The following is a 12480-nucleotide window of genomic DNA, read 5'->3' on the forward strand; positions in this document are numbered from 1 at the left end:
ACCGCGGTCCATCCTGTCATTTTTTCATTGAGATCGAATATATGCGAGAACACGTGTATCAATCGCACGATCCGCTTGTTCGCGCATCTCGAAGTTTTCCGTATGCAGATACGTTCGGAACGCGTCTTCGAAATCACCGCGGTAACCAAGCGATAACAACTTATCCATCAACTCTGACTCTAAGGCGTCATCAATCGGCTTGATTTCTTCTGGCTTACTCGGTTGTAGATAAAGGGTATGCAGTTGATAGATGCGTTCGAGTTCTTCAATCGGACTCGGATGATCGTCAACGCGTAAATCAATATAGCGGTCGTTGAATCCACCGTATCCGCCACCCTCCTTGACGACGAGAAGTGCCGCTGACTGCATTCCGCGTGAGTCCCCACCTGCTGCTTGACCTGCTGCTAACGCACGCAATAAACGTTCTGCAAGCGGACCTTGCGTTGATTCAAAGACACGTGCCATCTCTTTCACCGTATTACCGTCTACAAGAATATTCCCTTGCGCTGCAAAATGTTTCCCGGCAATACCACCTGCCCAGTCATTACATCCTTCTCCCGTGAATGTCGCACTCTTTCCAGTAGCATCGATGATCCCGACCTGACGATCCGCTCGTCCTTCATCTGCTTCCGTCAATCGACGCAGTACTTCGTCTGCTGAAGCCCCTTGTTCGATCATCCGTAATCCTTCAGGACCATACGTCGTATTTGCAAACGATTGTGTCGCTACAGCACCTACTCCCGCCTTCGCAAACGGAACAGCGCTCCCGACGGCTAAAAACTTCGACTGAACGGCAACGCCCCATGCTTGTTCTTTTTCACAATACCCAACGATTGAATATGTCACTTCAGTTCCCCCTTTAGTCATTACCTATTCCGTTCGTGATAACGCTTCCCGATTCCTGCAACTGAAAAACCTTCCGAACATCTGTCCGGAAGGTAGACTTCATTGAATGCCAAGTGTCACGGCAAGTAGTAAGGCGGCACATGCCAAGGCAATCCAGATCGCGAAAAGCTTCCAGACGAAACGAAGCCATTTTTCGTACGGAATGCCTGCGATTGCGAGAAATGCCATCAAATGAGCACTCGTCGGGAAAATCATGTTCGTCAGTCCATCTCCATATTGGAATGCTAAGACAGCCACTTGACGCTCGATTCCCAGTAAATCCGACAATGGTGCCATGATGGGCATCGTCGTCGCCGCTTGTCCACTTCCCGATGGAATGAAGAAATTCGTAATCAATTGCACGGCGTACATCCCGATGACGGCAAAGAACGTCGGTAAATGTCCTACGGCATTCGATAAGCCGTAAATGACCGTATCGATAACACGTCCTTCTTCGAGAATGACGACAATCGCACGAGCAAATCCAACAATCAACGCGCCGAACGTTACGGCTTTTGCGCCGTCAATCAAACTCTCGAACGTACCGTTCACACCAAGCGTAACGATTCCCGCAATCATCCCGATGATCAAGAAGGATGCGGTTAATTCCGTCAAATACCAGCCCCACTCAAAGATTCCGATCACATTGAGCGTGATCCCACCGATTAAAACCAGTAAGACGAAAGCATGACGTTTCGAAAAGCGCGAAATCGTCGTCGCTGCTTCTTCCGAACGACGTTGTTCTAGATCATAAACAAGACTGCGCGCCGGATCATGTTTGACTTTCCGTGCGTAGTTCATGACATAAAGAATTGTCACCGCTAAAAATACGATATACACAGCCGTTCGATACCCAAGACCACTAAAGAGCGGTACTTCCGCAATTGATTGAGCGACACCTACCGTAAACGGATTCAACATCCCGCCGGCAAAACCAACCGCCGCCCCTAGACTGACAATCGCGGCTCCTGTCATCGCATCATATCCAAGGGCACGCGCTAACATGATCCCAATCGGCACGAAGATGATCGTTTCCTCTGCCATACCAATCGTTGCTCCGGCAATCGAAAAGACGAACATCGTCATCGGAATCATGATGTGCCCTTTTTGACCAAATCGACGGATTAATTGATTGATTCCCGCTTCAATAGCACCGGTTTGACGAATGATACCGAAGACACCGCCAACTAAGAAAATGTAAAAAATGATCGCAGCACCCGCTTCCATGCCTTGCGGAATTGCTTCAAATAAACCAAAGAGATTGACAGGCGCAGACTCTACCGCGCGATATGTACCATCGATGACGACAGTCTGTCCATCTTGCTTTTCACGATCGAATTGTCCTGCTGGAAGTGTATACGTCAAGATGACTGAGATGATGAGAATTGCCATGATAATGGCGTATGTATGAGGCATCTTGAAGAATGATCGCTTCGACCCTGGTGCATTCGTTCGTTCATTCATGATAAAAGCCTCCTTTTTGTGTCTTTATAAGAATAATGCCCTAATCAGGGAAAAACTAACAGTTTCAATGAAATGTCATATGATTGTAAAAGAAAAGTGGAATACTGCTAACTTAAAGTTTCATTAAAAGTAGAGGCTTTGATCAACCGTGTCGCATGAAATAAAAAAGGAAGGTATTCTAGGCCATGAACCCCGAATACCTTCCTTATGTGTTACGTCAATCTCTTATGATTATGCTTGGAACGATTGAACGTCTAATGGTTTAGCAAGAGCCGTTTGAGCAAACGCAACGAATTGTCCGAAATGGGCACTCGTGTTGTGTGCTTCAATTGCAGCTTGGTCTTCCCATTTTTCAATCATCATGAAGACATTTTCGTCTTCTGTGCTTTGGAACAAGTCATAGCTGATGTTACCTGCTTCAGCACGTGATCCTGCCACTAGTGTTTTAGTTGCTTCTAAAAATTCTTCTCGTTTTGCGGGTTGTACTTCTAATTTTGCTTCGATGGCGATCATCGGAAAGCCTCCTTTGTAATTTCGTTAACTTAAGCATCTTAGCACCTCCGAATTCGTTACGCCATAAAGATGCTCGGACGATTGATGATATTTAATTACGGGTAATTACAGATGTAATTATTACTTTGTGCCACATCAGAGAAAGGAGCAACGAAGATGCGCGTTGAGGTATTTTATTTTGAGGATGACGGTCACATTCCGAACAACCCGACATTCCCGGTGTTGATTTATCGGCATGCATTTGAAGAGCCATCACACATCAAACAGACCTTCCATGCACATGACTGGCGTAACAGCTGGGTGGATGGCATTTTTGACTTTCATCATTATCATAGTATCGCCCATGAAGTGATCGGTATTCTCGAAGGGCATGCAACCGTTCAGCTGGGTGGTCCGCTCGGTAAGACCTTCACTTTGACGAGTGGCGATGTTCTCTTACTTCCTGCCGGTACGGGCCATAAAGCACTTGATACAAGTCGACACTTTCGAGTAATCGGTGCCTATCCGGATGGTCAAGATTACGACACCCTGACAGGTCAAACAAGTGAACGCCCGGAAAATCTTCAACGTATTCGTCAGGTGAGGCGTCCTACTCAAGATCCTGTATTCGGTGATCACGGTCCCTTGTTTGAACATTGGTGACGTCTCCTTCTCTTGAAGAAGACGTTTTTGTTCCGAGTTCGCGTGGTAAACCCTACTATTGTCTCTCTACTAAAGGAGGAAGAACGATGAACGAAACAGAAAAGACGTTGATACTCGCTGCATTAAAGCAAAAAACGGTGACGCTTCCCGATCAGACGCACGTTCGGGCACTCGGACAAGGTACATGGCGCATGGGGGAAGAGTCGGAGAAGCATGAGGCTGAAATCGAAGCGCTCCGTGTCGGTCTCGACAGTGGGATGGAACTCATCGATACGGCAGAGATGTATGGAGAAGGTGCTTCTGAAGAATTGATTCGTGACGCGATCGCTGATCGACGAGAAGAAGTCTTTCTCGTCTCGAAAGTCTACCCGCATCACGCTGGTGGGGAAGCGTTAAAAAAAGCTTGTTCCGAATCGCTTGAACGCCTCGGTACGGATTATCTTGATCTCTATCTTCTTCATTGGCGTGGTGACATTCCACTTGAAGAAACCGTCGAAGGACTGGAAGCTTTAAAACAGGAAGGCAAGATTCGCCGTTGGGGTGTATCAAACTTTGACGTATCAGACATGAAAGAACTGTTGGCACTGCCAAACGGTGATCAATGCGCTGTCAATCAGGTACTCTATCATCTCGGATCACGCGGAATCGAGTATGAATTGCTACCGTTACTACGCGAACATGGTATTCCAGTAATGGCGTATTGCCCACTAGCTGAAGGTGGTTCACTACGCGATCAACTCCTGAATCATCCAACCGTTGAGGAACTCGCTGAGACACATGGTGTTGAACCGGCACAGATTTTACTTGCTTGGGCGATGCGTGAAGGTGACGTCATCGCAATTCCTAAAGCAGGACAAGCACATCATGTCGAAGCCAACGGTCGCGCCGCGCTCCTGAATTTGACAGAGGAAGAGCTGGTTGCACTTGATCAAGCATTCCCAGCACCAACAAAAAAAGAACCACTCGATATCGTTTAAGGAGGTCATTTTCATGACAAAACATGTTCAACTCGGTCAATCTAAATTATTCGTTCACCCCATCGGTCTCGGTACGAATGCTGTCGGTGGACACAACTTGTATCCAAATCTCGATGAGCAAGCCGGACGCGATCTCGTCCGTGTCGCTTTGAAGCAAGGAATCAATTTCCTCGATACAGCTTTCATCTACGGACCAGAACGTTCGGAGGAACTCGTCGGTGAGGTCTGGAACGACACAGTCGCTCGAGAAGATGTCGTGCTCGCGACGAAAGGTGCGCATCAGTTCGTTGACGGAAACGTCGTCATGAACAATTCACCAGACTTTCTCCGTCAATCGGTCGAAGAGAGTTTAAAACGTCTTCAGACAGACTATATCGATTTGTATTACATTCATTTTCCGGATGAATCGACACCAAAGGACGAAGCCGTCGCAGCACTTGCTGAACTGAAAAAAGAAGGAAAGATTCGCGCAATCGGTGTCTCGAATTTCTCACTCGAACAACTGAAGGAAGCGAATAAAGACGGACACGTCGACGTCTATCAAGGAGAATACAACCTATTCAAACGGGATGCGGAAAAAGAGTTACTCCCGTACATCGTTGAGAACGGTATGTCCTTCGTCCCGTACTTCCCACTCGCTGCTGGATTATTGGCAGGGAAATATACGAAAGAGACGACATTTGACGATTTACGAAAAAACGATCCCTTGTTCCAAAAAGATGTCTTCGAACAAAACCTCGCAAAAGTCGATCAACTGCGCCCGATTGCAGAAGCACACGATGCAGAAGTCGCACACATCGTACTCGCGTGGTATCTGGCACAGGACGGTATCGATGCCATCATTCCTGGTGCAAAACGACCAGATCAGGTGACGGATACGTTGCGTACATTAGACGTTCAGTTGTCGCAAGAAGATATCGAAAAGATCGACCAAATTTTTAGCTGATCGTTCTCTTTTTATGAACATGAGCAGAATAGGCGAAAAATCATGCTGAACTTCGTATGATGGAGGCATGGAGGCGATTGATCATGAAGCACCATTTTCATTTAACCGCAGACTGGCCGGGCAATCGCAATGATGTTGGTCAGATCGAGACGGGTGAACTAAAAACAAAAATCTCAATTCCAGACGCCATGGATGGTCCAGGAGTTGGTACGAATCCAGATGAGATGTTACTTGGGGCAGCTGCTACGTGCTACATCATCACGCTTGCCGCGATGCTTGAGCGTAGTCACATTCCAAAGGTTTCGTTAACGATGGAATCTGAAGGTATCGTCGATGTTACGAACGGTGTCTTCACTTACGACGCGATTATTCATCGCCCTACTCTCTTATTACCAGCCGATCTGTCGGATCGTGATGTAGAGAAGGCACAACGTCTCGCTGAAAAAGCGGAAGGTTCGTGTATGATTACGCGGGCATTAGCAGGTAACGTCAAAGTATCGCTTGAGGCTGTTGTAGAACGCGTGTAAGTTAATTTTCAATTAGAAATCAAATACTCCTTTAACTATGTATTTTCTAAATCACAGTTAAAGGAGTATTTTTTACTGAACTTAATAACGATAAGGAGTTTTCAAAGAGCATTGTATCTCCTCTTTTAGCATCTCGTAAGAGGCATTCTCATCTTGTCTCATTAATTTATGAATTATTCGATGGCAACTTGCACATAATAAAGCTAAGTCTTCAGTCTGAGTATCTGTTATGCCACTTATACTTAATTGATTTTTATGATGCGCTTCAATATAACCTTTCCCGATAACTCCATAAACTTCCTCATAATTCATCTCACAAATATCACAGAATAATTGCCCAGCATGTTTAATTGCAAACTGTTCTTTTGCTTTTTTAACCACTTTTGCATTTCGTTCTGTTATGTAATGCGTGGCGAGTCGCTTTTCGCCTTCTGTATAACGCTCATCTTCCAGTAAACTTTCAGCAATGTGCGAGTTAAGTACTTCACTTTCGTCGGTATAGTAGTCTACTTGAAAAGCAAAATATTCTTTAAATTTACTCTCGAAAGTATCAAAAGTCATAAAGGGATGAAATTTTTCTAGTTTGAATGATTTATCTGATCCATTCAGATCTTTTTTTAAGTTGATTACTTCATTTTGATTCAGCAATACAAATCGTACATCATTTATTCTGACTAATTCTTCCTCATTGGTAATACAAAAAATAAAGTAATCATATTCGGTTACTTTCGTATCTCGAATGCCATACATTCCACCCGTTGCACCTCTTATTCCGATACGTTTACCATCTAAAATTTGCTTATTCTTTTCTGATTTAAATGATACATTATATTGATCAGACAACGATTTTAACCACTCTTTTGTTAACTTTTTCATTACACTTACAATGTCTTTTTGCACGATCTATCCCTACTCTCGCTTCATTTGGAGGATTGTATTCATGATAAGAAAACAAAAATTTTCAGGAAACCAACATACGAAAGATGTTGCGATGTATCTAGAACAACTAATTCAAGAAAAATTATTTCTTCCACAAGAAAAACTTCCAGCAGTAGTCGTTGCTCAATTTTTATTCACCCAATTTCCGAGAACGAGTGAAGTCAAAACTAAATTTGATTTTGAACGTGCTGATCATCATGCTGACTTGTATATCTATCAAGACGAACATGTTTATCCGATTCATCTATTTTCTCTTAAGAAAAATACAACGATTCAACCTAAAAATCCTGGTGCTAAATCCTTCTTAAGCAAGTATTTTGGTTTAATGGGGGCTCAACATACATTCAACACATTACTGGATCAGGCGCGTTCTAATCTTTTCAAAGATATTGCGATACACCACGGAATAACTGATTTATATGTGTCAGAAGTAGCATTAAAAAAATCAATTCATGAATTGCAGTTAGATGAGAACATACTTAAAAGCTATCGTAGACGATTCTTAGAAAGTATTCGAGATCATTGTTATTCGCTCCTTCTTGATAGCCTGAATGAGCAGCAATCTGATTTTTTTAGAGGTTTCAAGCATCTATCGATGATTGAAGAATATAAAGTCATATTCATCGAAGAAACCTCTGAAATCAAACTAGAACAACAGACGATTCAAACATTCGAATCCGTACATCTGTTGAAAAAGAATAATTCATCGATTCATATCTTAGTGGACGACTATGAACTCGAGCTTCGATTCAAGTTCGAGTCTTCTTTGACATCTTCCATTAAATTAGCGACGAAACTATCGCATACTCATGAACTAACAGATCAATTCCAACAAAAAACGAGGCAACTCAATACAAAATGGTTAAGCTCCTTTGAAGATTCTCTACATACTCATACATTACTTACTCATTCGAATAAAAGTAATGCAATCGGTCGCTGTCATGAAGTTCTTACGTTATATCAATTCATCAAACACAATCCAACGATTCATTTAGTCGATCCCAACCAAGTTCATCACACATTAACGGCTTACTATGCGTATCTTGAATCAGACATGTTACAACAGCTTATTGAAAGTGCTCACGTTACAACTTCCGTATTACTTCGATACTTAAAAGAAATGTATGGTCAGTCTCAAATTGAACAAGTTCAACTAGTATCAGATAGCTATGTCGCGAATAAATTAGAAACAGCAGACATCTTACTCACTCTTCGATACGAACAAAACTTGATTGAGCTTCCCTTGTCCTTAAAAGCACTAAAAGCTCATAATTCTGTCATGACAATTAAAAATCCAGGTGCTGGTACGATTCTTTCCTATCAATATTTTGATGTTTTCGACGAAATGCAGGAGTTCATTGCAAGGATAAAAGAAAAATATTTGATTGGTTTGATTTCACGTCAGGAAGTACTCTCTGAAGTATCAAACGAAATCACAAAACACCTTTCCATCGCTTCACAAACGTCTCTTGTTTCTGGATTGAAAAAAATGATTGGAACGAACTTATCGATTGTCTCTTTTTATCAAAATTTAACGTGCTCCATTCATCCACCGATTGAAGTCGGAGGGCATATTCGTGTATCTCAACATTCATCGACTACGACACGCTTGACTTGGTCTAACGGTAACGAATACTTAAACTTTCGAGTCAAGTTCAGTGCTGGTGCCTCTCATGGATGGTCGTCCCTTAAATTATCGTGCGAACGCTCCGTCACATAATACTAAAAAAACGGACCTACTCATCAAAGAGCAGGTCCGTTTCACGTTTAAAAAAGTTTCAATTGTTGTTCTGATTGCTCTGCAACTAACTCCTCTGATTTCAACCAGTCTGTGATGGGTTGCAGAATACGCAACGCTAAGAGTACAGGCACAGCATTTCCAATTTGCTTATACTGCTTATCTAACCGGTTATTTAATTGCGTTTTCATATTACCACCATCATAAAATTCGAACCAATCCGGAAACGTCTGGATACGGGCCGATTCCCGAACACTCATACGACGATTAGAACCCACTAAGCTCCATTCATCTTTTCCTATTTTTTGCATTGCTTCTCCGCCTGGCCACAATTGTGCTTGTCTACCAGATGCTTGAATCGTAAAGGCTTGTTCTGTCCATTTCTTTTTACGATTGCGAGATAAATACATCGGAGAAAAGCCACCACTATACACATCAGCTGGTTCCTTCGGTAAATCTGAAATCGTCTCTTCTAAAGTCACGTAAGGATATTTTCCTAAAGGGCCATGCGTAGGCTCTGGAAATGTATATCTGAATGAGACATCTTTTCGTACACCGATGATAAAGACACGTTCCCGAAGTTGCGGCACCCCGTAGTCTCGAGCATTGACCAGTTGGTAATTCACTTCATATCCTGCTGCAGCAAAGTCTTCAATGATTTGGCGCGCTACTTCCCCTTTTCCTAAAGTCAATAATCCTTTTACGTTTTCAGCGACGAATACTTTAGGTCGTGCTTGCATGATCGCTCGAATGAAATGGATATATAAAAAATTTCGCTCATCATCAATCAAGCGTGGACCCGCTGAACTGAATCCAGGACAAGGAAATCCACCAAGTATGACATCACATTCAGGAAAGTGTTTGATTTTCCGTATGTCTCGACCGTCTTGAAAGACGTCTGTCGAAAAGTTCATCTTGTATGTGACTGCGGATTCTCGAAACATATCATTCGAAAAGATTGTCTCTGTCACGTTCCCTTTTGATACCAACTCATCAAAAGTCTCTTTTGATCGAAAGACTCGTTTGATGACATCTTCTCCGTGAAGACTGACAAAACCAGCAAGTTCTAGTCCTAAGTCTAATCCTCCTGCTCCAGAAAATAGGCTAATCACGCTATGCGCTTTTGTTGAGCGTTTAATATCAGAAAACAATGCTGTATCATCTGTCTCAAAAATACGATTCGTTTCCTCTTGGATTTTTTCAAACAACACATTTTTCACGTCTATTTCTTCATATTCAGTTAAAGGACGGTACTTTGCTCGTCCTCGTTCGTTTAGTTTCATGAGTTTACCTCCTGGCAACATCCTCTTGCCTTTATTATAAGCGAGCATCTGTTAAAAGGCCAGCGTTCTAATTAAATCGTAGAATAATTGATTTTGAGACACCCTATTTTTTTGAATACCAGTTATCCACATGTGGATAACCCCATTTATGGTATACTTATGGTACTTATCCACAAGTAGAAATGAGGAAACTAACATGTCTCGTGAACTTTATCCAATCGTCGTCAAATCAGAATGGATTGAATCGATTCGAAGCGGTTATCCCGCTTTACGCAAAGAAATGTTCGAAGCTTTGCACCATGTCAAAGAGGCAGGCGGACTGCTTCATCTGATGACAGAACATAAAGAATACCTCGCGACTGGTTATTTTGGCAAGCAGGAAAAAGGTGTCGGTTGGACCCTCTCGATGGACGAGCAAGAAGCGATCGATGTCGCCTTCTTCAAGCAACTTTTTGAAAAAGCGTTAGACAAACGAAATGAATTTTTTGAAGAGTACTCAGAAGCCTTCCGTATTTTTAACGGCGCTGGGGATGGTATCGGTGGATTGACGATTGATTGTTATGATCATCATTACCTCATTACATTCGAAAATGAAGGCATCTATACATTCCGTCCACTGATTCTTGAAGCTCTTGAATCACTACTAAATTATAGAAGCATTTATGAAAAACGAGACTTCCTAGTCGATCTTCAACCGGTCAAAGGTGACGACTTTTTGAAGGGGGAACGAGGCGATTTTCCTGAAGTCGCGCAAGAATATGGTGTGTTGTATGAATATGACTTGGACGCTGGTATGCGGACTGGTTTTGACATCGCCCAACGTGAACTTCGCCGAATCCTTCTCGATTCCGTCGAACGAAAGACCGTACTTAACCTCTTTTCCGATACAGGAACGCTGACAGTAACTGCCCTTTATGGTGAAGCTGCTCGAACGACAAGCGTTGATTTCTCGACACGTAGTCGAAATAAGACAAAAGATAATCTGATGTTGAATAGTTTTACTCCTGAGAAACAGAAGATTTTAGTTCAGGATGCGTTCGACTACATCGAACAAGCGGATAAAAAGACTCGTTTTGACGTTGTCTTGTTCCATCCGCCTGTACAAGTCAATACACGGACACGTCAGTTTCGGACCGAACAGGATCTCGCCCTTTGGATCCAAAAAGTCATTCATCTGACGAATCGCGGAGGACTGCTTGCGATTACGACAGATAGTCCTACTCTTGATGCGTCACAATTGAAAAAAGCTGTGGAGCAGGCTTTCAACAAATTGCGTCAAAAATTCGAAGTCGTGTGGGAGCAACCGGAGCAGAAAGATTTCCCGACTCCTCCTTCCATGCCACAACTCGCTCCAAAAAGCATTCTTGTTCGCCGTAAATGATCTGTTATCTAAAAAATCCGCTACTGAATTTTTCAGTAACGGATTTTTTTATAATTTTAACAGGAAATGTAAAATGAATGGAGAATCATTTTTTATGAGTTGGATAGACACTTACCTTACCAAAATGTGATGTTTGATCAAATCGTTGATAGAGATCGTTTAACGCATCGCGTTCATAAGGAATCTGCTCTTCAATCCGAATCTCGATGACACCCTCTTCCACTAAATGAACGAGTTCTGATAAGTGACGTTGCTGTTGTTTCATCTCCTCTACTTTTCCTTTCAGTAACGGAAGCGCGACGAACACAGCTTCAAGGGACAAGGCTTTACTATGCATCATCGTTAAATCTTGTGTCGTCCGTGTCGCGATCGAAATGATGCGTCCCCGCTCTTTTGCGAGTATGAACGATTCTTGTAAATGGTCACCGCCGACTGTATCAATGATGACGTCGAATCCGTCCAGATCCAGTCGGTTTAGCAACGCTTCAGCCGATTCTTCCTTGTACCGATGAACGCGGATCCCTTTTGCTTCTAGCCAAGCTGCCTTCTCGTCAGAAGAGGCGCTCGCTGTGACGTCACATCCATAATGACGAGCAAGTTGTACGGTAAGATGTCCTACTCCACCCGTTCCACCTGCTACATAAACACGGATGCCTGGGGTAATCGCGATCCGCTCTTTTAAAATTTCCATCGCCGTCAACCCAATCACCGGTAAACAACCAGCAACCTCAGCCGAGACCCCTTCCGGTCGTAAGACTGCCATCTGTTCAGGTACAAGCATTTCTTCCGCTAGCGCACCGGCACGTGTTCCAAGTCCGCCACCGAATGCGACGATGCGATCGCCGATAGAAAAAGACGTCACACCCTCGCCGATCTCAATGACTTTCCCCGTTACATCGCCCTGGAGGATTCCAGTCGTCGAAGCCGCCGCCACATGTCCGAAGAACATCTTCGTATCAAGTGGATTGATGCTCGACCCCTCGATTTGAACCCGTAATTCGTGTTTCCCCGCTTTTTCAGGTGTGACGTCTTTTTCTGTAAGTGATGCGTCTTTTCCATACCGATCGACTACGAATGCTCTCATGAAGAATTCCCCCTTTTTCATTATTAGTCTATCATGATTCAGAATTCTCTCACATTAGTCGTTCATGCTATGATGAAGGTATCTTATGACGAGAAGGGACG

At 43.3% G+C, this 12480-nt stretch carries 12 protein-coding genes; 6 read left to right on the forward strand and 6 right to left on the reverse strand.

All coding sequences use genetic code 11. The annotated features are described in order from the left end of the window. Window positions 1-24: 24 nt before the first annotated feature. From ESP131_RS01660 to ESP131_RS01670, 3 genes are all read right to left on the reverse strand, one after another. Window positions 25-846, reverse strand: a complete 822-nt coding sequence (locus ESP131_RS01660) for a DUF1028 domain-containing protein (RefSeq protein WP_069940100.1) — start codon at window positions 844-846, stop codon at window positions 25-27. A gap of 99 nt (window positions 847-945) precedes the next feature. Continuing rightward, complete coding sequence (locus ESP131_RS01665; protein ID WP_069940101.1) at window positions 946-2349, reverse strand: YfcC family protein; 1404 nt, start codon at window positions 2347-2349, stop codon at window positions 946-948. A 231-nt stretch (window positions 2350-2580) separates the two neighbouring features. Then, window positions 2581-2862 (reverse strand): putative quinol monooxygenase, encoded by a 282-nt coding sequence (locus ESP131_RS01670; protein ID WP_029342949.1) that lies wholly within the window; start codon window positions 2860-2862, stop codon window positions 2581-2583. Between the two features lie 156 nt (window positions 2863-3018). On the opposite strand from ESP131_RS01670, the gene ESP131_RS01675 reads away from it, so the two are divergent. From ESP131_RS01675 to ESP131_RS01690, 4 genes are all read left to right on the forward strand, one after another. Further along, entirely contained in the window at window positions 3019-3504 is a 486-nt protein-coding gene (locus tag ESP131_RS01675; RefSeq protein WP_029342950.1) for a cupin domain-containing protein, read from the forward strand. Between the two features lie 86 nt (window positions 3505-3590). Beyond that, complete coding sequence (locus ESP131_RS01680) at window positions 3591-4481, forward strand: aldo/keto reductase (RefSeq protein WP_047390645.1); 891 nt, start codon at window positions 3591-3593, stop codon at window positions 4479-4481. A 13-nt stretch (window positions 4482-4494) separates the two neighbouring features. Next, complete coding sequence (locus ESP131_RS01685) at window positions 4495-5427, forward strand: aldo/keto reductase (RefSeq protein WP_029342952.1); 933 nt, start codon at window positions 4495-4497, stop codon at window positions 5425-5427. Window positions 5428-5507: 80 nt separating this feature from the next. Beyond that, on the forward strand, window positions 5508-5954 hold the full coding sequence (locus ESP131_RS01690; RefSeq protein WP_047390777.1) for an OsmC family protein: 447 nt from the start codon (window positions 5508-5510) through the stop codon (window positions 5952-5954). An 81-nt stretch (window positions 5955-6035) separates the two neighbouring features. Here the strand turns inward: ESP131_RS01690 and ESP131_RS01695 are convergent, their stop codons facing one another. Beyond that, window positions 6036-6854 (reverse strand): HNH endonuclease, encoded by an 819-nt coding sequence (locus ESP131_RS01695; protein ID WP_052169373.1) that lies wholly within the window; start codon window positions 6852-6854, stop codon window positions 6036-6038. Window positions 6855-6894: 40 nt separating this feature from the next. Between ESP131_RS01695 and ESP131_RS01700 the strand changes: the two genes are divergently transcribed. Then, window positions 6895-8613, forward strand: coding sequence for a hypothetical protein (locus tag ESP131_RS01700; protein WP_047390642.1), 1719 nt, complete (start codon window positions 6895-6897; stop codon window positions 8611-8613). Between the two features lie 47 nt (window positions 8614-8660). Here the strand turns inward: ESP131_RS01700 and ESP131_RS01705 are convergent, their stop codons facing one another. Then, a complete protein-coding gene (locus tag ESP131_RS01705; RefSeq protein ID WP_047390639.1) occupies window positions 8661-9914 on the reverse strand; it encodes a DNA cytosine methyltransferase in 1254 nt (417 codons plus the stop codon). Window positions 9915-10110: 196 nt separating this feature from the next. Between ESP131_RS01705 and ESP131_RS01710 the strand changes: the two genes are divergently transcribed. Continuing rightward, the gene (locus ESP131_RS01710) at window positions 10111-11295 is read left to right on the forward strand and encodes a class I SAM-dependent rRNA methyltransferase (protein WP_047390637.1); all 1185 of its coding nucleotides are present in this window, start codon (window positions 10111-10113) and stop codon (window positions 11293-11295) included. An 85-nt stretch (window positions 11296-11380) separates the two neighbouring features. On the opposite strand, the gene ESP131_RS01715 is transcribed toward ESP131_RS01710, so the two are convergent. Beyond that, window positions 11381-12379, reverse strand: coding sequence for a zinc-binding dehydrogenase (locus tag ESP131_RS01715; RefSeq protein ID WP_029342956.1), 999 nt, complete (start codon window positions 12377-12379; stop codon window positions 11381-11383). Window positions 12380-12480 lie beyond the last annotated feature (101 nt).

The organism is Exiguobacterium sp. U13-1, from assembly GCF_001750115.1.
Lineage (GTDB): Bacteria > Bacillota > Bacilli > Exiguobacteriales > Exiguobacteriaceae > Exiguobacterium_A > Exiguobacterium_A acetylicum.

What these genes read in the sequence shown, in the direction of transcription:
- ESP131_RS01705 (WP_047390639.1), bottom strand. Translation starts at nt 9,914, where the DNA reads ATGAAACTAAACGAACGAGGACGAGCAAAGTACCGTCCTTTAACTGAA.
- ESP131_RS01670 (WP_029342949.1), bottom strand. Translation starts at nt 2,862, where the DNA reads ATGATCGCCATCGAAGCAAAATTAGAAGTACAACCCGCAAAACGAGAA.
- ESP131_RS01680 (WP_047390645.1), top strand. Translation starts at nt 3,591, where the DNA reads ATGAACGAAACAGAAAAGACGTTGATACTCGCTGCATTAAAGCAAAAA.
- ESP131_RS01700 (WP_047390642.1), top strand. Translation starts at nt 6,895, where the DNA reads ATGATAAGAAAACAAAAATTTTCAGGAAACCAACATACGAAAGATGTT.
- ESP131_RS01685 (WP_029342952.1), top strand. Translation starts at nt 4,495, where the DNA reads ATGACAAAACATGTTCAACTCGGTCAATCTAAATTATTCGTTCACCCC.
- ESP131_RS01715 (WP_029342956.1), bottom strand. Translation starts at nt 12,379, where the DNA reads ATGAGAGCATTCGTAGTCGATCGGTATGGAAAAGACGCATCACTTACA.
- ESP131_RS01675 (WP_029342950.1), top strand. Translation starts at nt 3,019, where the DNA reads ATGCGCGTTGAGGTATTTTATTTTGAGGATGACGGTCACATTCCGAAC.
- ESP131_RS01665 (WP_069940101.1), bottom strand. Translation starts at nt 2,349, where the DNA reads ATGAATGAACGAACGAATGCACCAGGGTCGAAGCGATCATTCTTCAAG.
- ESP131_RS01710 (WP_047390637.1), top strand. Translation starts at nt 10,111, where the DNA reads ATGTCTCGTGAACTTTATCCAATCGTCGTCAAATCAGAATGGATTGAA.